The following is a 26450-nucleotide window of genomic DNA, read 5'->3' on the forward strand; positions in this document are numbered from 1 at the left end:
CTCCAGGGTATCGGGCCTCACGGGGAAAACGTCCCCGCCCGTCGGGGTCACCCCCGCAGCGCCTCCTCCAGTGCCCGTGCCACCGACACCGCCTCCTCCCCCGGCAACGGCGCTCCCGTGGCCGTCGTCACATAGAAGGCGTCCACGGCATTGGCGCCCAGCGTGGAGACGTGAGCGCTGCGCACCCGCACCCCCGCCTTCTCCAGGGCCCGCCCGATCCGGAACAGCAGCCCCGGGGCGTCCTGGGCCCGGACCTCGATCACCGTCGCGTGGTGGGAGGCCGCGGGGGCGACCGTCACGCGCGGCGGCGGGGGCACCACGCCCCGGCGGCGCGGGTAGGCCGCGTCGCGCTCCGCCAGGCGGGAGGAGATGTCCAGGGAGCCGTCCAGGGCCCGTACGAGGTCGGCGCGCAGCCGGGCGGCCTGGGGCAGGGAGCCGTACTCCGCCGCGACCCGCCAGTCGAGCAGCAGCACCGAGCCGTCCATGCCGTCCGGCAGGTCCAGGGCGCGCAGCTCGGCGGTGCGGACGGTGAGGCGGTGCATGGCGAGCACGCCGGACACGGCGGGCAGCACCCCGGGCTGGTCGGGTACGGCGATGAGGAGTTCCACGCCGAGGGGTTCCGGTTCGCCGGAGGGTTCCTCGGCGGGCGGCTCGGTCTGGGCGCGCAGGGAGAGGACGGGGCCGCCGGTGCGGTGGGCCTCGACGGCGAGCCGTTCCTGTTCGGCGGTGGGCGTGGCGGCCTCCGGGTCGGCGGGCTCGTCGCCGGCGAGCACCGCGCAGACGCGTTTGACCAGGTCGGTCACGAGCGCGCTGCGCCAGGTCGACCAGGCCGCGGGTCCGGTGGCGAGCGCGTCGGCCTCGGTGAGGGCGTGCAGCAGCTCCAGCGTGCTCTGCGAGCCGACGGCCTCGGCGACCGAGCGGACGGTGGCCGGGTCCTCCAGGTCGCGCCGGGTCGCGGTCTCGACGAGGAGCAGGTGGTGGCGTACGAGGGTGGCGAGGACCGCGACGTCGTCGCGGTCGAAGCCGATGCGGCCGGCCACGTCGCGCGCGATGATCTCGCCGGCGAGGGAGTGGTCGCCGGGCCAGCCCTTGCCGATGTCGTGCAGGAGCGCGGCGACCAGGAGGAGGTCGGGGCGGCCCACACGGCGGGTCAGCTCGGAGGCGCGCACGGCCGTCTCGATCAGGTGCCGGTCGACGGTCCACAGGTGCACGGCGTTGCGTTGCGGGCGGCAGCGCACCCGCTCCCAGTCGGGCAGCAGTCGGGTGATCAGGCCCTCGGCCTCCAGGGCCTCCCAGACCTCGACGGTGGGACGGCCGGAGCCCAGCAGGGTGACGAGCTGTTCGCGCGCCTCGGCGGGCCACGGCGTGGGCAGGGGGCGCACGGAGCCCGCCATGCGCCGTACGGCGTGCAGGGAGAGCGGGAGGCCGGCCTGGGCGGCGGCAGCGGCGGCGCGCAGCGGGAGCACGGGGTCACGTTCGGGGCGCGCGGCGCGCGCGAGGACGACTTCGCCGTCCTGCTCCACCACGCCCTCGGCGAGGGGGGACCGCTCGGTGACCGGCTTGCCGCCGCCCAGCATGGCCCGCAACCTCGGCCGCACGGCGCGCGACCGCAGCACACGCCCCACTTCGCGCCACGTCACATCGCTGGCGTACGAAATGACGCGCGCCGCCTCGTACACCTGCCGCAGCAGCGTGTCGGCGTCCAGCAGGCCCAGCTCGGTGGCGACCTGGTCCTGCTCCTGAAGTGCCAGCCGGTCGGTGGCGCGCCCGGTGGTCAGATGCAGCGCGTCGCGCACGTCGAGGAGCCTGCGCCGGGCGTCGGCCAGTCCCTCGCGCGGGGCGTCCGCGAGCCAGGAGGCGGCGACCGCCCGCAGGGCCGTGGCGTCGCGCAGCCCGCCCCTGGCCTCCTTGAGGTCCGGTTCCAGCAGGTACTGCAGCTCGCCCTGCCGCTCGGCGCGCTCGGCGCACAGCTCCTGCAGTTCGGGGAGACGTTTCGGCGCCTGGTTGCGCCAGTCGGCCAGCACGGCGGTCCTCAGGCCCGCGGTGAGCCCGAGATCGCCGGCCAGGTGCCGGGCGTCCAGCAGGCCGAGCTGCACCTTGAGGTCCTCGGCAGCGGTTTTGCGGGCCTCCGCCGGGGTGCGCACGGAATGGTCGAGGGCGAGGCCGAGGTCCCACACGGGGTACCAGATGCGGTCGGCGAGGGCGGCGACCGCCTTGCTGTCGCTGCCGTCGTGCAGCAGGAGCAGGTCCAGGTCGCTGCGCGGGGACAGCTCGCCGCGGCCGTACCCGCCGACGGCGACCAGGGACACGCCGCGCAGTTGCTCGGCACCCGCGGTGAACAGCTCCGCGAGCCAGTTGTCCGTCAGATCGGACAGGGCGGCACGGCGCGGCGGCCCGGACTGCTCCCCCTGCGTGAGGAGGTGCAGCCGGGCCGCCGCGTAGCCGCTGGGTCCCGAGCCCTCTGCTTCCGTACGTACGTCCGTACTCGTCACCCAGCGACTCCTGTTCCGTTGCGTGTCCTACAGCGCGTCGGGTCCGCGCTCGCCGGTCCGGACCCGGACGGCCGTCTCGACCGGGATGGACCAGACCTTGCCGTCACCGATCTTGCCGGTGCGGGCGGCCTTCACGATGACTTCGATGAGCTGTTCGGCGTCGTCGTCCTCGGCCAGCACCTCGATACGGATCTTGGGCACCAGGTCGACCGTGTACTCGGCGCCGCGGTAGACCTCGGTGTGTCCCCGCTGCCGACCGTAGCCGCTCGCTTCCGTGACCGTCAGTCCGTGGACCCCGAAGGCCTGCAGGGCCTCCTTGATCTCGTCGAGCCGGTGCGGCTTGACGACGGCGGTGATGAGCCTCATGCGTCCACCTTCCTGGTCTCCGTGGCGGCCAGGGCGGAGGCGACGGTTCCGATGACACCGCCGCCCGCGCCGCTGAAGTCGTATGCGGTCTCCGCGTGCTCGGCCTGGTCGATGCCCGAGACCTCCTCGTCCTCGGTGACCCGCATGCCGATCGTCTTGTCGAGCAGGAAGGCGAGGACCGCGGAGACGACCAGGGAGTAGGCGAGGACCGCGCCGACACCGGCGCACTGCTTCCACAGCTGGGTGAAGCTGTGGTCCCCGTAGAAGACGCCCGTGGCGGTGGACTGGCCCTTGCCGGTGGCGAAGAAGCCGATCAGCAGGGAGCCGATGATGCCGCCGACCATGTGGACGCCGACGACGTCGAGGGAGTCGTCGTAGCCGAACTTGAACTTCAGGCCCACGGCCGCGGCGCAGGCGACACCGGCGATGGCGCCGACGGCGATCGCGCCGAGCGGCGAGACCGCACCACCGGACGGGGTGATCGCGACCAGACCGGCGACCGCGCCGGAGGCGGCTCCCAGCGTGGTGAACGCGCCGTGGCGGATCTTCTCGTAGGCGAGCCAGGCCAGCATGGCGGCACCGGTGGCGACCTGCGTGTTGACGAACATCAGCGCGCCGACGCCGTCGTCGTTGCCGAGCCAGGAGCCCGCGTTGAAGCCGAACCAGCCGAACCACAGCAGACCCGCGCCGAGCATGACCAGCGGAAGGCTGTGCGGACGCATCGGGTCCCTCTTGAAGCCGACGCGCTTGCCGATGACGAGGATCACGCCGAGCGCCGCCGCACCGGCGTTGATGTGGACCGCCGTACCACCCGCGAAGTCGATCACACCGAGCTTGAAGGCCCAGCCGTCGGAACCCCAGACCCAGTGGGCGACCGGGACATAGACGACCGTGAGCCACAGCGCGATGAACAGCGACCAGGCCGAGAACTTCACACGGTCCGCGAGGGCGCCGCTTATCAGGGCCGGCGTGATGATCGCGAACATCATCTGGAAGACCATGAACACGAAGATCGGGATCGTGTAGCCGGGCCAGAGCTCCGTCAGACCGATCTTGTGGAGGCCGAACCAGTCGGAGTCCCAGCCGATGAAGCTGTTGTTCGTACCGAAGGCGAGGGAGAAGCCGTAGAGCACCCACAGAATGGTGATGATGCCCATGCTGATGAAGCTCATCATCAGCATGTTCAGGGTGCTCTTGACGCGGACCATGCCTCCGTAGAAGAAGGCCAGGCCCGGGGTCATGATCAGCACCAGGGCGGAAGCGATGAGCATGAAACCTGTGTTGGCGGACGACAGCTTGGGTGCGTCCGCCGCAAGCGTGATGGCGGCTGGTGCCATCGGCGTCTCCTCGTCGGTTGGTACGGCCCCGTGCGGGCGAAGCCGGAGAGCGGTCCGGTCATGAAGGCGTGGGGGTTATGGGCCACGAGATTGACGCAGCGCCGTTTCGGTCGAAGCCCCTCGATGTTTCACCGCAGTGACGAAGGCGCCCGGCGTGTTACGCGTTGATGAACTGCCGGATGCCGGCCGCGCTGATCGTTATCGTGGCGCAACGTTCGATGGCGGGCGGCACGACCACCGGCCGAATCACGCAGCAACCATCAATTGATCAATCCCCACGGCGAGCAACCACCTCCGCGAGAGCGGCGCCGGCTCAGGCGCAAAAAAGCCCGGCCGCGGTGGCCATCCGATGACCTGGCATGGGGGGAGCCGAGTCGGGCGGTTCGGGATGGCGGCCGCGGCCGGAGTTCTTGGGGCCCGGGTGGGCGCGGGCCCCTTGGGCCTGAGAAGGTCACACCGCTTCGGCGGTCTCGGGCAGGTGGGTGGCGAGGTGGTCGGTGAGTTCGACGATCTCCGTGAGATCACCGAAATCGCGTACAGCCGTGTCGACGGTTTTTCGAATACGAGTGTTGACACGTTCCGAGCGCACCTTTTTGGCGACCTCCAGGGCCCGCCTGGTGAGCACCGCGCTCTGCTCGGGTTCGCGCTGGAGGAGATGCACGGTGGCCATGCCGATCAGGTTGAGCGCGTACGACCGCTGGTGCTCGCTGTCCTCGGCGAACCGGTCGACGGCCTTCCGCATCAAGGGCTCGGCCAGGGAGGCGTAGGTGGGGCTGCGGCCCGCGACATAGGCGAGGTCCCGGAAGGAGTGGGAGTTCTCCGCGTACAGCTCGGCCTCGGAGAAGAAGCGGATCCAGTCCGGATCGGGCTCGTCCCAGTCCTCGGCGTCGGCGAAGGTGTCCTCGGCCATCCGGACGGCACGCTTGCACCTGCCGGGCTGCCCCATGTTGGCGTAGGCGCGGGCCTCCATCGCATACAGCATCGCCTGGGTGCGCGGGCTCGCGCAGTCGCGGCTGCCGTACTGGGCGAGGTGGATGAGCTCCAGGGCATCCTCCGGACGGCCCAGGTGGATCATCTGGCGGCTCATGCTGGAGAGGACGTACGAGCCGAGCGGCTTGTCGCCCGCCTCCTTGGCGGCGTGCAGGGCGAGCACGAAGTACTTCTGGGCGGTGGGCTGCAGTCCGACGTCGTAGCTCATCCAGCCGGCCAGTTCGGCCAGCTCGGCGGCGACCTTGAACAGGCGCTTGGCGGTGGCCTCGGGCTGCGGTTCCTGCAGCAGGTCGGTCACCTCGTGCAGCTGGCCGACGACCGCCTTGCGGCGCAGTCCGCCACCGCACTGGGCGTCCCACTTGCGGAACATCACGGTGGTGGCCTCGAGCAGGTCCAGCTCGGGCTGGGAGAGCCGGCCGCGGGAGCGCCCTGACGGCGGGGAGGACCGGGGTTCCTCGCGGGGGGAGGCGGGGCTCGGCACCAGCCAGCGCTGGACGGGCTCGATGAGGGACGGACCCGCGGACAGGGCCAGCGAGGTCCCGAGGAAGCCGCGCCGCGCCAGCATCAGGTCGCTGCGCGAGAACTCGCTGATCATGGCCACGGTCTGCGGGCCCGTCCAGGGCAGGTCGATCCCGGACACGGAGGGTGACTGGTGGGCGGGGCGCAGTCCGAGGTCCTCGACGGCGACGACGCAGCCGAAGCGCTCGGAGAACAGTTCCGACAGGATCCGCGGGATCGGCTCGCGCGGGTTCTCCCCGTCGAGCCAGCGGCGCACCCGTGAGGTGTCCGTGGAGATGTGGTTCGCCCCCAACTGGCGTGCCCTGCGGTTCACTTGACGCGCCAGCTCGCCCTTCGACCAGCCGCTGCGCACGAACCACGAGGTGAGCAGCTCATTGGGGCGCTTGTCAGCGTTCGTCCCGCTTCCGTCACTGCCGCCCACTGGAACGCCCCCATCCCTCAGACCACTTGTCGCTGTGCGCGCCAAGCACTACCAGAATGCCGGTGCAGACGGTCCCGCGTCCGGCGGTTCTCACCCGTCGGGCGGGAACCGACTTGCCTCCGGCATACCCACGAGCGCATACGTTCCCAGGAGCCGTGCACTCAAAGTAGTCCTACGATCACCCGTCCAGCCATGGCGTACACAGAAACGCCACCATTCGCCACCCCTTCGAATGAACCAAGGGCGGGCCCCGCACGATTCACTTGACACATGACTGCCGGAAGCGGATGGACGCGTGCACTCACCGGCGCGCACTGACCGCACACCACCCCGGGATGCAACCGGGCGCTGCCCGGGGCCCCGTGGAGACGACCCACGGATGGGAACGCAGAGTCACGTTGCGCTTCCGTGGCGTAACCACCGGCGCGCTGGACCCGTTGGAGGGGGCATGGGCTTCACGATCGGCGGCACGCGGGGCATCCGCGACATCCGCCCCGGTGCGCGGCGCCGGGGCCGCTCGTCGGAGTGCACGGCCGTGGCCGAGTACTCCGGGCTGTGGGGCTGGGACGTGGTGCCCGGCGCACGGGCGGTCGCCGGGCAGTGCTCCTGCGGGAAGGCGGACTGTGGCGCGCCCGGCGCGCACCCGCTGGACTTCGCACCCGTCGTGCGCGCCGGCGCGACGCTCGACGAGGTGACCGAGACCTGGGCCGAGGTGCCGGGCGCCGCGGTGATGCTGCCGGTCGGCCGGGCGTTCGACGTGATCGAGGTCGCCGAGGCCGCGGGGCGGCGCGCCCTGGTCCGGCTGGAGCGCATGGGTCTGCCGCTCGGCCCGGTGACGGCGACCCCGGAGGGCCGCGCGCACTTCTTCGTCGCCCCCGGGTCCGCAGCCGAGCTGCCCGAGCTGCTGTATCGCATGGCATGGGACGACACCGCCCTCGATCTGCACGCCCTGGGCCCCGGCGCGTACATCACGGCCCCGCCCTCGGACCGCGGCGGCCGCGGCCCGGTCCGCTGGCTCCGCTCCCCTGCCCTGGACTCGGCGACGAGACCCCCGGCGGCGCGCCTGCTGATCGGCACGCTGGCGTACGTGGCGCATCGCTCACGCGCCTGAAGGAGACTTCCGCAACACGCCCTGCAGCTCACCGAAGGGCTGGGTCCACCGATACGGAGGGGCCCCATTCCAGCTGCACCATGGAACGGGGCCCCTCCTCCGTACGGTCACGCACAGGCCGCGTGCGTCTGCGCGCTCAGTCCCCGATAAGCGCATCCACGAACGCTTCCGGCTCGAACGGCGCCAGGTCGTCGGCACCCTCGCCGAGGCCGACCAGCTTCACCGGTACGCCCAGCTCCCGCTGGACCGCCACCACGATGCCGCCCTTGGCCGTGCCGTCGAGCTTGGTCAGCACGATGCCGGTGATGTCCACGACCTCGGCGAAGACACGGGCCTGGATGAGACCGTTCTGCCCGGTCGTGGCGTCCAGGACGAGCAGCACCTCGTCGAGCGGGGCGTGCTTCTCCACGACGCGCTTGACCTTGCCCAGCTCATCCATGAGGCCGGTCTTGGTGTGCAGGCGGCCGGCGGTGTCGATGAGCACGACGTCGCAGCCCATCTCCTTGCCTTCCTTCACCGCGTCGAAGGCGACGGAGGCGGGGTCGCCGCCCTCCGGCCCGCGCACGGTGTAGGCGCCGACCCGCTCGCCCCAGGTCTGCAGCTGGTCGGCGGCGGCGGCGCGGAAGGTGTCGGCGGCGCCGAGGACGACGGTGCGGCCGTCGGCCACCAGGACCCGGGCCAGCTTGCCGGTGGTGGTGGTCTTGCCGGTGCCGTTGACGCCGACGACCATCACGATGCCGGGCTTGCTGCTCTCGGGCTCGGTGCGCACGGTGCGGTCCATGTCGGGGCCGACCAGTGTGAGCAGCTCCTCGCGCAGCAGGCCGCGCAGCTCTTCGGGGGTGCGGGTGCCGAGCACCTTCACACGCTCGCGCAGCCGCTCGACCAGCTCCTGGGTGGGCTGCACGCCGACGTCGGCGGTGAGCAGCGTGTCCTCGATCTCCTCCCAGGTCTCCTCGTCGAGGTGCTCGCGGGACAGGAGGGTGAGGAGCCCCTTGCCGAGCGCGTTCTGCGAGCGGGACAGACGGGCGCGCAGACGGACGAGACGGCCGGCGGTGGGCTCGGGGATCTCGATCGGGGGCGCTTCGACGACGGGCGGCTCCTCGACGGCGACGGGAGTCCCGCCCGGAAGGTCCACCTCCTCTATCGTCCGGCGCTCCTCGTCGCGCGGCGTCTCGGCCTCTTCGCCGACGTGCGGCTCGGCCGGAGGGGCGGTGATGTCGGGCGTCTCGGGGGGCGCCGGGGGCAGCGGCCTGCGGCGCCGGCTGCCGACGATGAGCCCGCCGAGCGCGCCGAGCACGACCACGGCGATGACTACAGCAAGGATGACGGTTTCCATAACGCGTCCAGTATGCGCGACCGGGCACCGCCCCGTTCGGCGGCGGCTCCGGGGTGCATGACCCTTGTTGTCTGACGCTCTGTCAGCTAACGTCCCCCCGCACACCTGCCCGGCGAAGGCGAAGGGGACCTTGTCATGGCCGTCACGGTCGTACGGTTCAACCTCGTCGAGCCCGGGGCGACCCCGGCCTCACTGGGCGCCCGCTACCGGGCCGCCGTGGCGATGGCCGGGTACGCCGACGACCGGGGGATCACCACCGTGCAGACGGAGGAGCACCACGGGGCGGCGAACAACTGGCTGCCGTCGCCGTTCGTCTTCGCCGGTGCGGTGCTCGGCGCGACCCGACGGCTCTCGGTCACCGTCTCGGCGGCGATCGGGCCGCTGCACGACCCGCTGCGACTGGCCGAGGACATCGCCGTCCTGGACCTGGTCAGCGGCGGCCGGCTGGTGACCGTCGCCGGGATCGGGTACCGGCCCGAGGAGTACGCCGTCTTCGGCGTCGACTTCGAGCGGCGCGGAAGGCTGCAGGACGAGCTGCTGGAGACGCTGCTGAAGGCGTGGACCGGCGAGGAGTTCGAGTTCCGGGGCCGTACCGTACGCATCACCCCGCGCCCGTACACCCAGCCGCACCCCCTGCTGCTGGTCGGCGGCTCCTCCAAGGCGGCGGCCCGCCGCGCCGCCCGGCTGGGCCTGCCGTTCTTCCCGAGCGCGCACCTGCCGGAGCTGGAGGCCTACTACAAGGAGCGCCTGGCGGAGTACGGCCGGGAGGGCTGGACGATGATGCCCGCCGAGGAGACGCCGCTGCTGCACCTCGCGGAGGATCCGGACCGGGCGTGGGCCCGGTACGGGAAGCACTTCCTGCACGAGGCGCGGACCTACGCCTCCTGGCAGCCCTGGGGCGCCCGCTCGGCGGTCAGGTCGGCGGCCACCACGGTGGAGGAGCTGCGGGCGGAGGGCGTGTACCGGATCGTGACGCCCGAGGAGTGCCTGGCCCTGGGCCTGGACAGCCGCGTGCTGCACCCGCTGGCCGGCGGGATGCCGGTGGACGAGGGCTGGCGCAGTCTGCAGCTGTTCTGCGAGAGGGTGCTGCCCCGGCTGGAGAGCTGAGCCTCATACCGGCGGTCGGGCGGAAAAACCGCCGCCCGGCTCGGGCAGTGGCCGAGCCGGGCGGCGGCAGGGTCCGAGGAGAGGGGCAGCGGGGACTTGGCCCTTCTCCTCGAGTTCGAGGAGCCTTCTCGTCAGGCTCAGCCCATCTCCTCCAGCGCCTTGCCCTTCGTCTCCTTCACGAACTTCAGGACGAACGGGATGGAGAGCGCGGCGAAGACCGTGTAGATCACGTAGGTGCCGGACAGGTTCCAGTCGGCGAGCGACGGGAAGCTCGCGGTGATGGCCCAGTTGGCGATCCACTGCGCGGCGGCGGCCACGCCCAGGGCGGCGGCGCGGATCCGGTTCGGGAACATCTCGCCGAGCATGACCCACACGACCACGCCCCAGGACAGGGCGAAGAAGAGGACGAACACGTGGGCGGCGATCAGGGCGACCCAGCCCTGGGTGCTGGGCAGCTTGCCGTCGACCAGGTGGTAGGAGAACGCCCAGGCCTCCAGCGCGAGGCCGACGGCCATGCCGACGGAGCCGATGAGCGCCAGCGGCTTGCGGCCGATGCGGTCCACGAAGATCATCGCGATCACGGTGCCGACGATGTTGATGATCGAGGTGGTGAAGGAGTAGAAGAACGAGTCCGTCGGGTCGACGCCGACCGACTGCCACAGCGTCGAGGAGTAGTAGAACGCGACGTTGATGCCGACGAACTGCTGGAAGACCGACAGGCCGATGCCGATCCAGACGATCGGCTTGAAGAAGAAGCCGCCGCCGAGCAGGTCCTTGAAGGTGGACTTGTGCTCGCTCTTCATGGCGTGCTCGATCTCGGCGACGCGGGCGTCCAGGTCGGCGCCCTGCCCCTCGACCTCGGCGAGGATCTCCCGGGCGCGCTCACGCTTGCCGACGGAGAGCAGGAAGCGGGGGGACTCGGGGATGGCGAAGGAGAGCAGCCCGTACAGGAGGGCCGGGACGACCATGACGCCGAGCATGACCTGCCAGGCCTCCAGGCCCATCAGCTTGCCGCGCTGGTTGCCGCCGGCGGCGTTGAGCAGGCCCCAGTTGACCAGCTGCGAGATGGCGATGCCGACGACGATCGCGGCCTGCTGGAAGGAGCCGAGCCGGCCGCGGTAGGCGGGCGGGGCGACCTCGGCGATGTAGGCGGGGCCGATCACGGAGGCCATGCCGATGGCGAAGCCGCCGACGACGCGCCACAGGGCGAAGTCCCACAGCGCGAAGGGCAGGGCGGAGCCGACGGCGCTGACGACGAAGAGGACCGCGGCGATCTGCATCACCCGGATGCGGCCGAGGCGGTCGGCTATGCGGCCGGCGGTGGCGGCGCCGATGGCGCAGCCGATGAGGGCGATGGCGATGACCTGGGCCAGCGCTGCGGAGCCGATGTCGTAGCGGTCCCGGATGGCCTCGACGGCACCGTTGATCACGGAGCTGTCGTAGCCGAAGAGGAAGCCGCCCATCGCGGCGGCCGCCGCGATGAAGATGACGTGCCCGAGATGATCGGGATGAGCCGTACCGGCTCCTGTCCTTGCCTGCGCTGTGCTGGTCAACGTGTACTCCTCGGGCCACCGGCAACGCTGCCGGGGATGGGCTGGGCCCTTTCGGGTATGGGTGGCGTGTCAAGTACCCGGCGAGCACTCGTTAACGCCGCTCATATCTGAAGGTAAAAGCAACGTTGCAGAGACTATGCCTTCAGGTTTCGAAGTCAAGAGGCCGAGTCTGTGAGCTTCGAGCCATGTGGCAGAGACGTTGCGTTCAAGTGTTGAAGATGTGAAAAGGTGCAGGTGGCAAACGGTGTAGGAGGCAGCCGTCTAGCGCAGGCGCTGCGAGATGACTTTCGACACACCGTCGCCCTGCATGGAGACGCCGTACAGCGCATCGGCGACCTCCATCGTTCGCTTCTGGTGCGTGATCACGATCAGCTGCGAGGTCTCCTGCAGCTCCTGCATGATGCGGATCAGCCGCTGCAGGTTGGTGTCGTCGAGCGCCGCCTCGACCTCGTCCATCACGTAGAACGGGCTGGGCCGGGCCTTGAAGATCGACACCAGCAGCGCGACGGCCGTCAGTGACCGCTCGCCGCCGGAGAGCAGGGAGAGCCGCTTGACCTTCTTGCCCGGGGGCCGCGCCTCGACGTCCACGCCGGTGGTGAGCATGTTGTCCGGATCGGTCAGGACCAGCCGGCCCTCGCCGCCGGGGAACAGCCGGCTGAAGACGCCCTCGAACTCCCGGGCCGTGTCCCGGTAGGCCTCGGTGAACACCTGCTCGACGCGCTCGTCGACCTCCTTGACCACCTGGAGCAGGTCGGCGCGGGTCTTCTTCAGGTCGTCGAGCTGCTCGCTGAGGAACTTGTGGCGCTCCTCCAGCGCGGCGAACTCCTCCAGGGCGAGCGGGTTGACCTTGCCGAGCTGCTGGTAGGCGCGTTCGGCGGCCTTGAGCCGCTTCTCCTGCTCGGCGCGCACGAACGGCTTCGGCCGGTTGCGCGGATGCTCCGGGTCCTCGGGCAGCTCTTCGCCCTCGGCGGGCGGGGAGGGCGGTACGAGCTGGTCGGGACCGTACTCGGCAACCAGGACCGCCGGCTCGACGCCCAGCTCCTCCATCGCTTTGGTCTCCAGCTGCTCTATGCGCAGCCGCTTCTCGGCCCCGAGCACCTCGCCGCGGTGGACGGAGTCGGTGAGCTTGTCCAGTTCGGCCTTGAGGTCGCGGCCGTGTGCGCGGGCCGCCGCCAGCTCCTCCTCCCGGCGTGCCTTGACCGCCTCGGCGGCGGCGCGCTCGGCCTCCGCCCGGCTCAGGGAGACCTCGACATGCGCGAGGAGCTGCCGGGCGCCGGAGGCGACGGCCTCCGCGACGGCCGCCTCGTGGCGCAGCCGGGCCCGCCGCTGCTCGGCACGCGCGCGTGCCTCACGTTCGGCGCGCGCGGCCCGGTCCAGGGAGTCGGCGCGTCCGGCCAGGCCCTTGACGCGTTCCTCGTGGGTACGGACCTGGAGGCGGGCCTCCATCTCGGTCTGCCGCGCGTTGGCGCCGTCGGCGGCGAGGCGGTCGCGTACGGAGGTGTCGGGCTCCTCCTCGACCGGCATCTCCTCGGCGACGGCGAGCCGCTCGGCGAGTTCCTCGACCTCCCGCAGGGCCTTGTCGAGTGCCTCCTGGGCGCGCGCGGCGGCGGCGGCGCTGCGCTCGGCCTCCCCGGCGGCCCCGCGCGCCTGCCCGGCGAGCCGGCCCAGCTGCTGGGCGACCTGGGACTTCTCCCGCTCGGCCGCTCGCCGCCGCTCCCCCAGTTCCTCGACGAGCGCGGCACACTCCGTGCGCCGCTCCGCCGCGAGCCGCTGCGCCTCGGCCAACTCCTCGCACCGCACGGCGAGTTCGTCGAGCTCGGCGGCGGCCTCGTCGACGGAGGCCTGGACCTCGAGCAGGCTGGGCGCCCCGGCGGAACCCCCGTACGCGAGGTGCGCCCCGAGGAGATCGCCCTCGGCGGTGACGGCGGTCAGCTCGGGCCGCGCCCCGACCAGTTCCTCGGCGTCCTCTAGCGTGCTCACGACGACGATGCCGCGCAGCAGCCGGCGTACGGCGGGCATGAGGTCGGCGGGGCCTCGCACGAGATCGGCAGCGAAGGAGTACCCGTCGACACCGCCGCTGTCGCGTACGTCCGCCGGATCCTGGGGTGCCCCCGCCACCAGCAACGCCGCCCGTCCCCCGTCCTGCTTGCGCAGCAGCCGGAGCGCGTCGGCCGCCGCGGCCGGGTCCGTCACCGCCAGGGCATCCGCGGCCGTGCCGAAGGCCGCCGCGAGGGCGACCTCATGGCCCGGCGCCACCGTCAGCAGTTCCGCGGCCGGGCCGAGCAGGCCGGTGAGGCGGTCCTTCGCCTCCAACAGGGCGCCCGTGCCGTCCTTGCGGCGCAGGCCCATGGCCAGGGCGTCATGCCGGGCCTGGGTCGCGGCGCGCGCTCGTTCGGCCGCCGTGGCCGCCTCGCGTGCGGCCGTGAGCGCGACCTCCGCCTCGGCGAGCGCGGCCTTGGCCGTCTTGTGCCGCTCCGCGAGGTCCGCGTCGCCCGCGTCCAGCCCGTCGACCTCGGCTTTCAGGGCCTCGTACTCCTCCTGGGCGGCGACGGCGCGCTGCTGTGCCTCGTCGCGCGCGGCGGCCAGCCGGTCGATCTCGGCCTGGGCGGCGGCCGCGCGTGAACGGGCGGCGCCCACCTGCCCGTTCAGTCGGGCGAGCCCTTCGCGCCGGTCCGCGATGGCGCGCGCCACGTCCTTCAGGCGCCGTTCCTCGAGCGCCAGTTCGCGCTCCAGCTCGGCGCGGTGCGCGACCGTGTCCTCCAGGGCGCGCTCGGCGGCCTCCAGGGCCGCCTCCAGTTCGGCCTCCTGCTCGCGGATGCGGGCGGCCTCCCGCTCCATGTCCTCGGGGTCGCGCCCGCGCCGCTCCTCCGGCGGCTGGGAGGTGGCGCTCTTGACCCGGGCGTCGGCCAGCGAGATCGTGCCGCGCACCCGCTCCGCCAGCTGCGACAGCTCGTACCAGGTCTGCCGGGCCCGCTGCAGACGCGGCGTCAGCTGCCGCACCTCGTCCTCCAGGAGCGCCTCACGCTGCAGTGCCCTCTTCAGCTCCGCCTCGGCGGCCTCCTTGCGTTCCTTGAGCGCTGCCTCGTCGGCGATCTCGGCCTTGAGGGCCTCGCGGAACCGTACGAGGTCGTCGGCCAGCAGGCGCAGTCGGGCGTCGCGCAGGTCAGCCTGGATCACGGCCGCCCGACGGGCCACCGCCGCCTGCCGGCCGAGCGGTTTCAGTTGGCGGCGCAGCTCGTCGGTGAGGTCCTGGACGCGGGCGAGGTTCGCCTGCATGGCGTCCAGCTTCCTGAGCGCCTTCTCCTTGCGCTTGCGGTGCTTGAGGACGCCCGCGGCCTCCTCGATGAAGGCGCGGCGGCCCATGGGGTCGGCGTGCAGCACGGAGTCGAGCTGGCCCTGGCCGACGATCACGTGCATCTCGCGGCCGATGCCGGAGTCGGAGAGGAGTTCCTGGATGTCGAGGAGACGGCAGGTGTCGCCGTTGATCTGGTACTCGCTGCCGCCGTTGCGGAACATGATCCGCGTGATGGTGACCTCGGAGTACTCGATCGGGAGGGCGCCGTCGCTGTTGTCGATGGTCAGCGACACCTCGGCGCGGCCGAGCGGCGGGCGGCCGGTGGTGCCGGCGAAGATGACGTCCTCCATCTTGCCGCCGCGCAGCGACTTGGCTCCCTGCTCGCCCATGACCCAGCTGAGCGCGTCCACGACATTGGACTTGCCCGAGCCGTTCGGGCCGACGACGCACGTGATCCCCGGCTCGAACCGGAGCGTGGTGGCCGAGGCGAACGACTTGAAGCCGCGGAGGGTCAGGGCCTTGAGGTGCACGCCGTCGGACTCTACCGTCCGGGTCTGTCTCACTCCATGAACCCGCGGTTTCACCCCTGAACGGGCAGGGCACATCCTCCGTTGAAGACGGCGAACAGGTGCGCGGGGGCGACCGGGTCGGGGGGCAAGAAAGAAGGGACGCCGAGGCGTCCCTTGCAATTCTGACAACATCAGCGGTGGGTACGGGCAGCCCGACCACTGCGTGTGCCGTGGCGCGATGCAGTGATCAGGTGAGCGCAGGCTCCGCCTGGTGTGCGTCGACGCTCTCCATGATCCTGTCATGAGAAGCGGCAGCCGAGGACAGCGCGTCGTTCTCCGCCTGGATCCGTCCGAGCTCGGCTTCGAGTTCCTGGACGCGCTGCTGAAGCCGTCGCATCTCGGCGAGGAGTCGCGGGTCGGAGCCGCCGACGTAACCGAGAAGCGCCTTTGCCATGATGGATGGTCCTCCACAATGAGTGACCGACCGATGCGGTGTGGGTCGTGAGGGATTCGCACCCGCGGTGCCCGGCATGGTGAGTTCTACGCCGTGCTTCCATGCCAAACAGCTAAGGTGCGCGGGGCTTTCAGCGTCTCACCAAAAAGTTTGACGGTCAACACGATCACGCCCTGCGCCGACGGGCAACCCGGGGGCGCGCGGCCCTGGACGGGCGGCGCTGCGGCTCCTGCGGGCCCCTGCGGGCGTGGAGATCATCCTTACCCGCGGAGCCTGCCACGGCAAGCGGTTCTTGGCAACCACCAGCACCTTTCCGCCCGGGGCAGATGCCGGTGACATGTCCCTCCGCTTCGGCGCGGGGGTCGTCGGGCTCCGGCTCAGCGGACCGCGAAGCCGTCGTAGCCGCCGCGGGGCGTGTCCCAAATCTCAGTGACTCCGTCCACACGCCCGGGTGTGTCGTCGCCGCGGAGCCACTCCAGCAGAACCTCGCAGCGCTTCCGGGGCCCCTCGGCGACCACCTGCACCCGCCCGTCGTCCAGGTTGAGGGCAAAACCACTCAGGCCGCCGATCTCCAGCGCCTTGGCCCGGGTGAACCAGCGGAAACCCACCCCTTGGACACGTCCGCGCACCCACGCGACCAGCCGTGCGTCGTCGTTCATGGGTGCACGCTAACCGGCCAATGTCCCTCCCGGCACATCCGCCTCGTCCGTGATGCGGTACCGTCCCCACCCATAACTCTCACGTGAAACTCACACGATCGTGTGAGTTGCGCCGACCGCAAGACCAGGAAGGCCAGCAATGGGACGCCACCGACGCTCCGCCGCCGGACGCGCCGCCACGGGGGGCCGCGCCAAGAGGGTCACAGAGAGCTACGACACTCCGCCGGAGCGCTACGGCCCGGAGAACCTCTACGGCTTCGCCGCGGTCCTGGAGGCCGAGCGGCGGGCGACCCGCTCGCACCGCAGGAAGAAGGCCCCGACGCCGGTGCGCACGGGCCTGCTGGGTGTCTCCGCCGCCGTGGCGCTGGGCACCGTGGCGGTCGCCACCGGGGTGCTGCCCGGCGGCAACCACTTCTCGGTGAGCGGTGACCCCGGCGACGTACAGGCCGGCGGCACCACCCCGTCGGGCTTCGCCACCCAGCAGGGCGGCACCAGCGGCACCGCGGACGACCGCGGATCCTCGTCCACCAGCCGGGACGCCGACCGCTCGCCCACGCCGGTCGCGACCGCGACCCCCTCCACCCCCTCGACGTCCTCCGCGGCGCCGACCACTCAGCCCGCGCGGACGCCGTCCCCCTCGGCGACGGGGACCACGGCGACGGCCGCGCCGCCGCCCCAGCAGCACACGAAGCCGTCGGTGACGATCCCCTCACAGAAGGTGACCTCCGAGGCCGCCGCCGAGGCCGAGGTGATCAAGCTGGTCAACCAGGAGCGGGCCAAGGTGGGCTGCTCCCCGGTGACCCCGAACGGCCCGCTGCGCAAGCTGGCGGAGGCGTTCAGCGCGGACATGGCCGCGCGGAACTTCTTCGACCACACCGACCCCGACGGCAAGGACCCCTGGCAGCGGGCGGCCGTGCTCGGCATAACGGACCTGGGCGGCGAGAACATAGCGCGCGGCCAGGCCACGCCGCAGGACGTCATGGACGCCTGGATGAACAGCCCCGGCCACCGGGCGAACATACTGAACTGCGACTTCCAGACGCTGGGCGTCGGAGTGCACTTCGGGTCCGGCGGCCCTTGGTGGACGCAGGACTTCGGCTACTGACGCGGCGCTCCGGCACCGCCGCGATCGTACGCGCGTGCCCCCGCCCCGGGGTGTCCGGGGCGGGGGCACCGTCGTGTCCGGGCGGCTCAGGCGGCGGCGCGGCCGAGCGTGAAGACGCGTGCCGTCTCCGCGACGCGGCGGCCGAGGTGCCGGGCGGTGGCGATGTCGGCCTTGTGGACGGCCTCCGGGCCCTCGTCGTTGTTGCTCTGGGCGGCGGCGCCGGCGAAGACGCCGAGGCGGTTGAGGTCGTGCTCGGAGCCCGTGCTGACGTTCCAGCCGGGGTGCAGTCCGAGGTTGACCCAGTTCATGCCGTGCTGTGCGGCCAGGATCTGGAAGAACTGCAGGGTGTGCAGCTTGTCGCCGCTCTTGGACCCGGAGTTGGTGAAGCCGGCGGCCAACTTGTCCTTCCAGTCCTGCCCGAACCACCGCTTCGAGGACGCCTCGGCGAAGACGTGGAAGGCGCCGGACGCGGTGCCCATGTAGGTCGGCGAGCCGAAGACGATCGCGTCCGAGGCGTCGAGCATCGCCCACTGCTCCTCGGTGATCTCGTCGACCTTGATCAGGTGGACCTGGGCGCCGGCGTCGACGGCGCCGTCCCGTACGGCTTCGGCGAGGACGGCGGTGTGGCCGTAGCCGGAGTGGTAGGCGATGGAGACAACAGGGGTGGTCACGGTTCGCTCTCGCTCTCTCAGACATCACGAAACGGCGGCCACGAAAGGTGCGCAGCTCACCGGCGGCGACAAAAGGAAAGCACTAACTTTTTGTTAGTGCAACCTGGTGGTTAGCGCTGCGCTCGCGTACGCTTGCGGCATGAACGGCATCCAGGAGCACACCGAGGACCAGGACCTCGCGTACAACGTGTTCGCCAAGGCGTGCCCCTCGCGCGGCACGCTGGAGCACGTCACGGGCCGCTGGGGCGGACTCACGCTCGGCGCGCTGTACGAGGGCTCGATGCGCTTCAACGAGCTGCGCCGCCGGGTCGACGGCGTGAGCGAGAAGATGCTGTCCCAGACCCTGCACGCGCTGGAGCGCGACGGCCTGGTGCACCGCGAGGCACAGCCGACCAACCCGCCCCGGGTGGACTACGAACTGACCCCGCTCGGCCGCGAGGTCGCCGAGCGCCTGCTGTCCCTCATCCACTGCGTGGAGGGCCGTATGGACGACGTCCTGGCGGCCCGCCGGCGTTACGACGAGACGCGCGGCGCCCTCTGACAGCTGGGGCAGAAGTAGCTGGAGCGGTTCATCCAGGCACGGCGGCGCATGGGCGTGGTGCAGCGCCGGCAGGGCTCGCCCTCGCGGCCGTACGCGTCCAGCGACCGGTCGAAGTAGCCGGACTCCCCGTTCACGTTGACGTAGAGGCTGTCGAAGCTGGTGCCGCCGACGGCGAGCGCCGCGTTCATCACGTCCCTGACGTGACCGAGGAGCTCCGCGGTGCGGGGGCGCGTGAAGGTGGCGGTGGGGCGCTCGTAGTGGATGCGGGAGCGCCACAGTGCCTCGTCCGCGTAGATGTTGCCGACGCCGCTGATCAGCGACTGGTCGAGCAGGGCCCGCTTGATGGTGGTGCGCTTGCGCCGCAGTGCCTGGTGGAAGGCCTTGTCGTCGAAGAGCGGGTCGAGCGGGTCGCGGGCGATGTGCGCGATGACGTCGGGCAGCCCGTCGGGGGCGGTGTCGTGCAGTGAGAGGCCGCCGAAGGTGCGCTGATCGACGAAGCGCAGCTCGGTGGCGAGGGCGTCGTCGAAGCGGACCCGGATCCTGAGGTGCTTCTCGTCCGGCGCCTCGTGCGGCTGGACGAGGAGCTGACCGCTCATGCCGAGGTGGGCGAGGACCGCCGTGCCGGTGGTCTCGACGGGGATCCAGAGGTATTTCCCGCGGCGGCTCGGGGTGCCGATACGCTGGCCCTTCAGCCGGTGCGCGAAGTCGTCCCCGCCGGCCGTATGGCGGCGGACGGCCCGCGGGTGCAGCACCTCGACGTCGGCGACCGTCCGGTGGGCCACCCAGCGCTCCAGCCCGCGCCGCACGACTTCGACCTCGGGCAACTCGGGCACGGACTCCTCCGGAGGGGTGAACAGGGGACGACGTCCGCAGCGTACCTCTTGGTCAGGAACCGATGACGCGCCGTCCGGAACGGCGCGAGGACGCGCGCCGACGGGCGATGCGACCCGGCGCGCACCGGCGCGTACTGACGCGTACCAGCGCACACTGGCGCGTTCCGGCGCGCAAGCCCGGCGGGGCGCGCGCACGGGCGGACGCCGGCCGCACCGCCCGCCCGGCGGGGCATCGCCGCAGCGGCCTCCGTGCGACCGAGCGGACGTCGTCCAAGCGCCTGCGGGCGTCTCAGGACGCCTGGCGGGCCGGTCCTTCCATGAAACGGACCCGCCCCGGGCACAGGTGCCGGGGGCGGGTCCGTGATGAAGGAATCAGGCCGTGGCCGTGTCGCTCGCCGGGGCCGTGGCGGCGGTTTCCGTGGTCCCGTCGGGGGCTCCCGCCTCGGCCGCCGCCTTCGCGCGTGCGTCCGCGGCGGCACGGATGGAGCGCCATGCCGACTCCGCGGCCTGCTGCTCCGCCTCCTTCTTGCTGCGGCCGGTGCCGGTGCCGTACGAGACGCCTCCGACGCGGGCGGCAGCAGTAAAGGTCTTCTCGTGGTCCGGGCCGGTCTCCGTGACCAGGTACTCGGGCACTCCGAGCCCCTCGGTCGCGGTCAGCTCCTGGAGGCTGGTCTTCCAGTCCAGGCCGGCACCGAGATTAGAGGACTTCTCGATCAGCGGGTCGAACAGGCGGTGCACCAGCTCCGCCGCCGATTCCAGCCCCTGGTCGAGGTAGACAGCGCCGATCACCGCTTCGAGGGTGTCGGCGAGGATGGACGCCTTGTCCCGGCCGCCCGTGCCCTCCTCGCCCCGGCCGAGCCGGATGAAGGAGCCGAGGTCGAGCCCGCGGCCCACCTCCGCCAGCGCACGCGAGTTGACCACCGCGGCCCGCAGCTTGGCCAGCTGGCCCTCGGGCAGGTCGGGGTGGGTGCGGTACAGCGTGTCGGTGACGACGAGGCCGAGCACGGAGTCCCCGAGGAACTCCAGGCGCTCGTTCGTCGGCAGACCGCCGTTCTCGTACGCGTAGGAGCGGTGGGTCAGCGCACGCACCAGAAGGGCGGACTCGACCTTGTAGCCGAGCCGCCCTTCCAGAAGCGTGTGGGACGAGGCTGTGTTGTCCGCCTTCTTCCTGGCGTGTGGGTCCGCCTTGGCGTCAGACATCAGACCTCTCACCAGCCGCTCAGACCTCGAGGACCTGGCGCTTGTTGTAGGTGCCGCACGACGGGCACGCGATGTGCTGCTGCTTGGGCTCGTGGCAGCGCTCGCACGCGACCAGGGTGGGGACCGCAGCCTTCCACTGCGACCGGCGGTGGCGCGTGTTGCTGCGCGACATCTTCCGCTTCGGAACAGCCACGGCTACTTCTCCTGCTTCTCGTCGACGCCCGCTTCGGCGCCGCTCGTGTCGTCCTTGTCGCCACTCTGGAGTGAGTCGGCGAGTCCCTGCAGTGCCGCCCAACGGATGTCGACGGCGTCATGGTGGTGGTCCGGGTCGTCCGCGAGCCGCGCCCCGCACTCGGAGCACAGGCCCGGGCAGTCTTCCTGGCACACCGGCTGCATCGGCAGTGCGAGCACCACCGCATCACGCAGCAGAGGTTCGAGGTCGAACAGGCCGTCCTCGAGGAAGAACCTGTCCTCGTCGTCCTCGGCGTCGTCGCCCGGTTCCGCGATCACACGGCCCCGGTCGTCGGCGTCAGGGTACGAGAACAGTTCCTGGAAGTCCGCTTCGAGCTCCAGCTCGACCGGCTCCAGACACCTTACGCACTCCCCCTCGGCCCGGGCACGGGCGGTGCCCGTGACGAGCACCCCTTCCATGACCGACTCCAGGCGGAGTTCGAGCTCCACCGGGGCGCCTTCCGGCACTCCGACGACCCCGCGGATACCGAAGTCCTTCGGGGCGTCGACCGTGCGGGTCAGGCGCTGCAGCGCACCAGGACGCCGACCCAGCTCGTGCGTGTCGAACACGAGGGGGTTGCGGTGGTCGAGGCGGGCGTTCAGGGCCATTCCTGCTTTCGGTCTTCGAAGCTCGGGGGACGCTGCCCTCCGGTGTTCCCGGGCAGCGGTGATCGCGGACGTCTACGAAACAGCGTGTGCGTACGCGCGACCGAAGAGCCAGAATACTGGACCTTCCGCTCTCGGCCCAATCCGGTGCGTCCGAAGGGGTCCGAGGCCGCGTGTGCCGGAACGCTCAGTGACCGCCGCGTCCCTGTTCGTAGGCCCGCAGCTGCTCGGCGCTGATCATGCTGGTGTCGAAAAGGCTGGTCTCGTCGAGGGCGCCCGCCTGGGCCTCGGCGTACCCCTGCGGGCCGTGGCCCTGGCCGTACGGGGCCTGCTGGTCGTAGCCCTGCGCTTGCGGGTAGGCGGCGTACGGGTCGGCCTGCTGGTAGCCGTACGCGTCCTGCTGGGCGTACGTCTGCTGGTAACCGTACTGGTCGGCCTGCTGGTACCCGTACGGGTCCTGCGCCTGGGCGTAGGCCGGTTCGGTCTGCTGGGCCGGGATCGCGGGCGCCGGGTCAGGGCTGTCGGCGAGGGCCGCGAGATCGGCGAGGTAGTCGGCGTCGCTGGTGTGCTGGACGGTGGTGGTGTCGCCGGCGAGGGCGCCGAGGTCGTCGGTGGCGATCCGGCCGTGCAGCTTCTGGCGGCCCTTGCCGACGGCCTCCAGGGTCTTGGCGAGCACGGCCTCGAAGGCGCCGAGCTTGGCGTCCACGTACGCGTCGGCGTCGCGGCGCAGGGTCTCCGGGTCGTGGCTGCGCTCGGGGGCGTCCTCGTCCTCGTAGCCGTTCTCGTCCAGGCCGGGGCCGGTGCCGAGGAGCTTCTCGCGGCCGCGGCCGACCGAGCCGAGGGTCTTGGTGAGGACGACCTCGAAGTTGGCGAGCTTGGAGTCGACGTAGTCGTCGGCCTCGGCGCGGATCTCCTCGGCCTCCTGGCGGGCCTCGGCGAGGATCCGGTCGGCCTCGGCCTGCGAGCGGCGGGCGACCTCCGTGTCGGAGATCAGGGAGCCGCGCTGGGCGTGCGCACTCTCGATGATCCGCTCGGCCTCCTGACGGGCCCGCTCGACCATCTGCTCCCGGTCGCCGATGAGCTCCTGGGCCTCGGCCAGCGAGTCCGGCAGCGCCTGGCGCAGCTCCTCGAGCATCGAGAGCAGTTGGGCGCGGTTGACCACGCACGACGCCGACATGGGCATGGACCGGGCGCTGGAGACCACCGCGACGATCTCGTCGAGCTTCTTCTGCACGTCCACCGTGTGCTCGCCACTCTCTACGGATGTGTTGGAGACGGACGGATCGACTGTACGGCCCCTGCCGCCCCACCCGACACCGGGTGACGGGCTGTCAGGTACCCGGAACGTCCGCCGGGGTCCGCTCAGTCCTTCTTCAGGCGCTGGGTGAGGGCCTCGAGGACGACCGGGGGCACCAGGTGGGAGACGTCCCCGCCCCAGGCCGCGACTTCCTTGACGAGCGAGGAGGACAGGAAGCTGTAGGTGGGGTTGGTGGGGACGAAGAGGGTTTCGACACCGGAGAGGCCGTTGTTCATCTGGGCCATCTGCAGTTCGTAGTCGAAGTCGCTGACGGCGCGCAGGCCCTTGACGATGGCGGGGATGTCGCGCTGCTTGCAGAAGTCGACGAGGAGGCCGTGGAACGCCTCCACCGTGACGTTCCCGAACTCGCTGGTGACCTGGCGGATCAGGTCGATCCGCTCGTCGATCTCGAACAGGCCCTTCTTGGCCTTGTTGATCATCACCGCGACGTACACCTCGTCGTACAGCTTGGAGGCGCGGGCGATGATGTCGAGGTGTCCGTTGGTGATCGGGTCGAACGACCCGGGACAGACGGCGCGGCGCACTTGTGATCCCTCGCTCTCCGGTCCGGTCATCGTGCTCATCGTGCGTCTTCGCACGTGGAGGCGGCGCGACCGTACCAAAACGTGCCCTCGCCGTAGCGACGGGCCCGGATCGCGTCGAAGCCGTCCGGCCAACGGAATTCCCCGCCTCTGGTGCTGCGCTCCACGGTGACGAGGGCGTCGGCCGCGAGCCAGCCCCCCGAGCGGAGTGTGAGCAGAATCTCGCGAAGATCGTCGTCCGACACGGCGTACGGGGGATCGAGGAAGACGATGTCGTACGGGTCCGCCGGCGCCGGTGTCCGGATGATCTGTTCCGCTTTGCCCGCCCTGACTTCGGCGCCGGGCAGGCCGAGCGCCCTGACGTTCTCGCGGACGGTGCGGGCGGCGCGGGCGTCGGCCTCCACGAGGAGGGTGTGGCCGGCCCCGCGGGACAGGGCCTCGAGGCCGACAGCGCCGGACCCGGCGTACAGGTCGAGGACCCGTTCGCCGTCCAGCGGGCCGCCGAGGAGAGCCTGCCAGGTGGAGAAGAGGCCCTCGCGCGCCCGGTCGGAGGTGGGGCGGGTCCGGTGCCCGGGCGGAACGGCGAGCCGACGCCCGCCGGCGCGACCGGCGATCACGCGGGTCATCTCTTCGGTCCTTGTCGGTCTGCGGTCGGTGACGTCTCGTGCGGTGACGTCTTCAGTGTCTCAGCCACGCCCGGCCCTGGGCACGCCCGCCCTCGTCGTCGCCCGGTCTCGACGACAAGGATCAGACGGGTGGGACGAGTCGGAGGGATCAGAAGGATCGGACGGATCGGACAGGGCGGACGGGCGGACGGGTCCGGCGGGTCCACGGGGCCGGCGGGTCCGACGGGTCCGACGGGTCCGACGGGTCCGACGGGTCCGACGGGTCCGACGGGTCCGACGGGTCCGACGGAATCCATGAATCAGCCCTTCTCCAGGTACTGCTCCCTCTCCTCGTCCAGGAGGGCCTCCAGCGCCGTGCGCAGACCCGGCAGGTGTTCCAGGTCCGGATCGGCCGCCACGACCGCCGCGGCCTCCTCGCGGGCCTGGGCGATGATCTCCTCGTCGTCGATGACGGCGAGCACGCGCAAACTGGTGCGGGCGCCGGACTGGGCCTGACCGAGGACGTCGCCCTCGCGGCGCTGTTCGAGGTCGAGCCGGGAGAGTTCGAAGCCGTCGAGCGTGGACGCCACCGCGTTCAGCCGCTGGCGGGCCGCGCTCGCCTCCGGCATCTCGGTGACCAGGAGGCACAGCCCGGGTGCCGAGCCCCGCCCGACCCGGCCGCGCAGCTGGTGGAGCTGCGAGACCCCGAAGCGGTCCGCGTCCATGATCACCATCACGGTGGCGTTCGGGACGTTGACGCCGACCTCGATGACGGTCGTCGCGACCAGGACGTCGGTCTCGCCGGCGGCGAACCGGCGCATGACCGCGTCCTTGTCGTCGGGCTGCATCCTGCCGTGCAGCACCTCGATGCGAAGGCCTTGGAGGGGGCCCTTGGCGAGCTGGTCCGCCACGTCGAGCACCGCGAGCGGCGGGCGCTTCTCCGCCTCGTCCTCGGGCGACTTCCTGGCCTTCTTCGGGTCGTCCTCCTCGTCACCGATCCGTGGACACACCACGTACGCCTGGTGCCCTCCCGCGACCTCCTCCCGCACCCGCTCCCAGGCGCGCGCCAGGAAGTGCGGCTTGTCCGCGGCGGGCACGACGTGGCTGGCGATAGGCGACCTTCCGGCCGGGAGTTGGTCCAGGACGGAGGTCTCCAGGTCGCCGAAGACGGTCATGGCGACGGTCCGGGGAATCGGCGTGGCCGTCATCACCAGCAGGTGCGGCGGCTGCCTGCCCTTTCCGCGCAGTGCGTCCCGCTGCTCCACCCCGAACCGGTGCTGCTCGTCCACCACGACCAGCCCGAGGTCGTGGAACTGCACCTTGTCCTCGATCAGGGCATGGGTGCCGATCACGATCCCGGCCTCCCCGGTGGCGAGATCGAGCAGCGCCTGCCGTCGCGCGGCGGCTCCCATGGACCCGGTGAGCAGCACCACCTTGGTGGCCTGCTCGGCCCCGCCGAGCATCCCTGACTCGGCCAGCTCGCCCATCATCTCGACGATGGACCGGTGGTGCTGCTGGGCGAGCACCTCGGTGGGCGCGAGCATCGCGGCCTGCCCGCCCGCATCCACGACGGCGAGCATGGCGCGCAGCGCCACCAGGGTCTTGCCGCTGCCGACCTCCCCCTGGAGCAGCCGGTGCATCGGGTGCTCGGTGGCCAGGTCGGCGAAGATCTCCCTCGAGACCTTCTGCTGGCCTTCCGTGAGGGTGAAGGGCAGGCGGTCGTCGAAGGCCGCCAGGAGGCCGTCCGGCTTCGGTTTGCGGGCCACCGCCGGCAGTTGGGTCTCCGCGTGGCGGCGGCGGGCCAGGGCCACCTGAAGGACGAACGCCTCGTCCCACTTCAGGCGGGAGCGGGCGTCAGCGATGTCCGCCTTGGTCTGCGGGCAGTGGATCTTCAGCAGGGCCTCGGGGAGGGAGAGCAGGCCGCGGCCCGCTCGGAGGGACTCCGGGAGGGGGTCGATGGCCTCCTGGGCGCTGGGCAGCACCGTCTGCACCGCTTTGGCGATCTTCCAGGACTCCAGTTTGGCCGTGGCCGGGTAGAGCGGGATCAGGGCGCCCGCCCAGCTGTCCACCGCCTCGGTCACGTCGTCGCCGCGCAGTGGTTCGTAGGCCGGGTGGGCGAGTTGGAGCCTGCGGTTGAAGACCGAGACCCTGCCCGCGAACAGCGCGCGGGTGCCCGGCAGGAGTTCCTTGTGGGGTTTGTGCACGCCGTTGCCGAAGAAGACCAGTTGCAGGCGGCCGCTGCCGTCGGTGATGGTCACCTCCAGGCGCTGTCCCTTGCCCCGGGGAGCCTTGGCCGAGGCGAAGGTGTGCAGACGGGCGTCGGCGACCTGGGCGACCACCGTGACGTGCTCGTCCATGGGGAGGTCGGCGAGGTGGGTGAGTTGTCCGCGCTCCTCGTATCTGCGCGGGTAGTGGTGGAGCAGGTCGCCGACGGTGTGCAGGCCGAGATGCTCGGCCATCACCTTCGCGGTGGCGGGGCCGAGCACCTTCTTCAGTGGTTCTTCCAGTGCGGGCACGAGATCCATTGCACACCAAGGCACTGACAATGCCGTATACGTCTTGGAAAACCGCTGGTCAGCGGGGTGGTTCCGGGCCTACGATGACCCATCCCCGGCTCGCTCCGCGGTCACCGCCCCACCGGGACCGCCCGACCCCGCGCCGTCGAACGTC

At 71.3% G+C, this 26450-nt stretch carries 22 protein-coding genes; 4 read left to right on the plus strand and 18 right to left on the minus strand.

Annotated elements, in window-relative coordinates; genetic code table 11:
* Positions 1-47: 47 nt before the first annotated feature.
* The 4 genes from ACFYZJ_RS21910 to ACFYZJ_RS21925 form a co-directional block, all read right to left on the minus strand.
* Positions 48-2492 carry a [protein-PII] uridylyltransferase gene (locus tag ACFYZJ_RS21910; RefSeq protein ID WP_388570558.1) on the minus strand — a complete coding sequence of 815 codons (2445 nt, stop codon included), beginning with the start codon at positions 2490-2492 and terminating at the stop codon, positions 48-50.
* 27 nt (positions 2493-2519) lie between these two features.
* Positions 2520-2858: a P-II family nitrogen regulator gene (locus tag ACFYZJ_RS21915; RefSeq protein ID WP_103839971.1), complete on the minus strand. Its 339-nt coding sequence runs from the start codon at positions 2856-2858 to the stop codon at positions 2520-2522.
* Entirely contained in the window at positions 2855-4195 is a 1341-nt protein-coding gene (locus ACFYZJ_RS21920) for an ammonium transporter (protein ID WP_388570560.1), read from the minus strand. The genes ACFYZJ_RS21915 and ACFYZJ_RS21920 overlap by 4 nt, the downstream gene beginning before the upstream one ends.
* Before the next feature lie 451 nt (positions 4196-4646).
* Complete coding sequence (locus ACFYZJ_RS21925) at positions 4647-6125, minus strand: hypothetical protein (RefSeq protein ID WP_388570562.1); 1479 nt, start codon at positions 6123-6125, stop codon at positions 4647-4649.
* Positions 6126-6573: 448 nt separating this feature from the next.
* Here ACFYZJ_RS21925 and ACFYZJ_RS21930 point away from each other — a divergent pair, with 448 nt between their 5' ends.
* Positions 6574-7236, plus strand: a complete 663-nt coding sequence (locus tag ACFYZJ_RS21930) for a bifunctional DNA primase/polymerase (RefSeq protein WP_388570564.1) — start codon at positions 6574-6576, stop codon at positions 7234-7236.
* A gap of 136 nt (positions 7237-7372) precedes the next feature.
* Here ACFYZJ_RS21930 and ftsY read toward each other — a convergent pair whose 3' ends face one another.
* Positions 7373-8572, minus strand: a complete 1200-nt coding sequence (ftsY, locus tag ACFYZJ_RS21935) for a signal recognition particle-docking protein FtsY (protein WP_388570566.1) — start codon at positions 8570-8572, stop codon at positions 7373-7375.
* 135 nt (positions 8573-8707) lie between these two features.
* Here ftsY and ACFYZJ_RS21940 point away from each other — a divergent pair, with 135 nt between their 5' ends.
* Positions 8708-9679, plus strand: coding sequence for an LLM class flavin-dependent oxidoreductase (locus ACFYZJ_RS21940; RefSeq protein ID WP_388570567.1), 972 nt, complete (start codon positions 8708-8710; stop codon positions 9677-9679).
* 137 nt (positions 9680-9816) lie between these two features.
* Here ACFYZJ_RS21940 and ACFYZJ_RS21945 read toward each other — a convergent pair whose 3' ends face one another.
* The 4 genes from ACFYZJ_RS21945 to ACFYZJ_RS21960 form a co-directional block, all read right to left on the minus strand.
* The gene (locus ACFYZJ_RS21945) at positions 9817-11232 is read right to left on the minus strand and encodes a sugar porter family MFS transporter (RefSeq protein WP_388570569.1); all 1416 of its coding nucleotides are present in this window, start codon (positions 11230-11232) and stop codon (positions 9817-9819) included.
* Between the two features lie 261 nt (positions 11233-11493).
* Positions 11494-15057 (minus strand): chromosome segregation protein SMC, encoded by a 3564-nt coding sequence (smc, locus tag ACFYZJ_RS21950; RefSeq protein WP_388570570.1) that lies wholly within the window; start codon positions 15055-15057, stop codon positions 11494-11496.
* A gap of 226 nt (positions 15058-15283) precedes the next feature.
* Entirely contained in the window at positions 15284-15490 is a 207-nt protein-coding gene (locus tag ACFYZJ_RS21955; protein ID WP_200422604.1) for a hypothetical protein, read from the minus strand.
* A 377-nt stretch (positions 15491-15867) separates the two neighbouring features.
* Positions 15868-16149, minus strand: a complete 282-nt coding sequence (locus ACFYZJ_RS21960) for an acylphosphatase (RefSeq protein ID WP_388570572.1) — start codon at positions 16147-16149, stop codon at positions 15868-15870.
* 139 nt (positions 16150-16288) lie between these two features.
* On the opposite strand from ACFYZJ_RS21960, the gene ACFYZJ_RS21965 reads away from it, so the two are divergent.
* Positions 16289-17254 carry a CAP domain-containing protein gene (locus ACFYZJ_RS21965; RefSeq protein WP_388570573.1) on the plus strand — a complete coding sequence of 322 codons (966 nt, stop codon included), beginning with the start codon at positions 16289-16291 and terminating at the stop codon, positions 17252-17254.
* Positions 17255-17340: 86 nt separating this feature from the next.
* On the opposite strand, the gene ACFYZJ_RS21970 is transcribed toward ACFYZJ_RS21965, so the two are convergent.
* Positions 17341-17925 (minus strand): flavodoxin family protein, encoded by a 585-nt coding sequence (locus ACFYZJ_RS21970; RefSeq protein ID WP_388570574.1) that lies wholly within the window; start codon positions 17923-17925, stop codon positions 17341-17343.
* A gap of 139 nt (positions 17926-18064) precedes the next feature.
* Between ACFYZJ_RS21970 and ACFYZJ_RS21975 the strand changes: the two genes are divergently transcribed.
* Positions 18065-18466, plus strand: coding sequence for a winged helix-turn-helix transcriptional regulator (locus ACFYZJ_RS21975; protein WP_388570575.1), 402 nt, complete (start codon positions 18065-18067; stop codon positions 18464-18466).
* On the opposite strand, the gene mutM is transcribed toward ACFYZJ_RS21975, so the two are convergent.
* From mutM to recG, 8 genes are all read right to left on the minus strand, one after another.
* Complete coding sequence (gene mutM / locus ACFYZJ_RS21980; protein WP_388570576.1) at positions 18439-19299, minus strand: bifunctional DNA-formamidopyrimidine glycosylase/DNA-(apurinic or apyrimidinic site) lyase; 861 nt, start codon at positions 19297-19299, stop codon at positions 18439-18441. The two genes, ACFYZJ_RS21975 and mutM, sit on opposite strands and share 28 nt — an antisense overlap.
* A 372-nt stretch (positions 19300-19671) precedes the next feature.
* On the minus strand, positions 19672-20499 hold the full coding sequence (gene rnc / locus ACFYZJ_RS21985; RefSeq protein ID WP_388570578.1) for a ribonuclease III: 828 nt from the start codon (positions 20497-20499) through the stop codon (positions 19672-19674).
* Positions 20500-20518: 19 nt separating this feature from the next.
* Entirely contained in the window at positions 20519-20692 is a 174-nt protein-coding gene (gene rpmF, locus ACFYZJ_RS21990; protein ID WP_003951102.1) for a 50S ribosomal protein L32, read from the minus strand.
* A gap of 2 nt (positions 20693-20694) precedes the next feature.
* Positions 20695-21339, minus strand: a complete 645-nt coding sequence (locus ACFYZJ_RS21995; RefSeq protein ID WP_388570579.1) for a YceD family protein — start codon at positions 21337-21339, stop codon at positions 20695-20697.
* A 184-nt stretch (positions 21340-21523) separates the two neighbouring features.
* Entirely contained in the window at positions 21524-22576 is a 1053-nt protein-coding gene (locus tag ACFYZJ_RS22000; protein WP_388570580.1) for an ATP synthase F0 subunit B, read from the minus strand.
* Positions 22577-22698: 122 nt separating this feature from the next.
* Positions 22699-23208, minus strand: a complete 510-nt coding sequence (coaD, locus tag ACFYZJ_RS22005; RefSeq protein WP_388570581.1) for a pantetheine-phosphate adenylyltransferase — start codon at positions 23206-23208, stop codon at positions 22699-22701.
* Positions 23209-23213: 5 nt separating this feature from the next.
* Positions 23214-23801: a 16S rRNA (guanine(966)-N(2))-methyltransferase RsmD gene (rsmD, locus tag ACFYZJ_RS22010; protein ID WP_388570582.1), complete on the minus strand. Its 588-nt coding sequence runs from the start codon at positions 23799-23801 to the stop codon at positions 23214-23216.
* 299 nt (positions 23802-24100) lie between these two features.
* On the minus strand, positions 24101-26305 hold the full coding sequence (gene recG / locus ACFYZJ_RS22015; protein ID WP_388570583.1) for an ATP-dependent DNA helicase RecG: 2205 nt from the start codon (positions 26303-26305) through the stop codon (positions 24101-24103).
* Between the last annotated feature and the right edge of the window lie 145 nt (positions 26306-26450).

Origin of the sequence: Streptomyces sp. NPDC001848, assembly GCF_042891915.1 — a bacterium.
Lineage (GTDB): Bacteria > Actinomycetota > Actinomycetes > Streptomycetales > Streptomycetaceae > Streptomyces.

What these genes read in the sequence shown, in the direction of transcription:
- ACFYZJ_RS21915 (WP_103839971.1), bottom strand. Translation starts at nt 2,858, where the DNA reads ATGAGGCTCATCACCGCCGTCGTCAAGCCGCACCGGCTCGACGAGATC.
- ACFYZJ_RS21920 (WP_388570560.1), bottom strand. Translation starts at nt 4,195, where the DNA reads ATGGCACCAGCCGCCATCACGCTTGCGGCGGACGCACCCAAGCTGTCG.
- ACFYZJ_RS21930 (WP_388570564.1), top strand. Translation starts at nt 6,574, where the DNA reads ATGGGCTTCACGATCGGCGGCACGCGGGGCATCCGCGACATCCGCCCC.
- ftsY (WP_388570566.1), bottom strand. Translation starts at nt 8,572, where the DNA reads ATGGAAACCGTCATCCTTGCTGTAGTCATCGCCGTGGTCGTGCTCGGC.
- ACFYZJ_RS21940 (WP_388570567.1), top strand. Translation starts at nt 8,708, where the DNA reads ATGGCCGTCACGGTCGTACGGTTCAACCTCGTCGAGCCCGGGGCGACC.
- ACFYZJ_RS21955 (WP_200422604.1), bottom strand. Translation starts at nt 15,490, where the DNA reads ATGGCAAAGGCGCTTCTCGGTTACGTCGGCGGCTCCGACCCGCGACTC.
- ACFYZJ_RS21960 (WP_388570572.1), bottom strand. Translation starts at nt 16,149, where the DNA reads ATGAACGACGACGCACGGCTGGTCGCGTGGGTGCGCGGACGTGTCCAA.
- ACFYZJ_RS21965 (WP_388570573.1), top strand. Translation starts at nt 16,289, where the DNA reads ATGGGACGCCACCGACGCTCCGCCGCCGGACGCGCCGCCACGGGGGGC.
- ACFYZJ_RS21975 (WP_388570575.1), top strand. Translation starts at nt 18,065, where the DNA reads ATGAACGGCATCCAGGAGCACACCGAGGACCAGGACCTCGCGTACAAC.
- rnc (WP_388570578.1), bottom strand. Translation starts at nt 20,499, where the DNA reads ATGTCTGACGCCAAGGCGGACCCACACGCCAGGAAGAAGGCGGACAAC.
- ACFYZJ_RS21995 (WP_388570579.1), bottom strand. Translation starts at nt 21,339, where the DNA reads ATGGCCCTGAACGCCCGCCTCGACCACCGCAACCCCCTCGTGTTCGAC.
- coaD (WP_388570581.1), bottom strand. Translation starts at nt 23,208, where the DNA reads ATGACCGGACCGGAGAGCGAGGGATCACAAGTGCGCCGCGCCGTCTGT.
- rsmD (WP_388570582.1), bottom strand. Translation starts at nt 23,801, where the DNA reads ATGACCCGCGTGATCGCCGGTCGCGCCGGCGGGCGTCGGCTCGCCGTT.
- recG (WP_388570583.1), bottom strand. Translation starts at nt 26,305, where the DNA reads ATGGATCTCGTGCCCGCACTGGAAGAACCACTGAAGAAGGTGCTCGGC.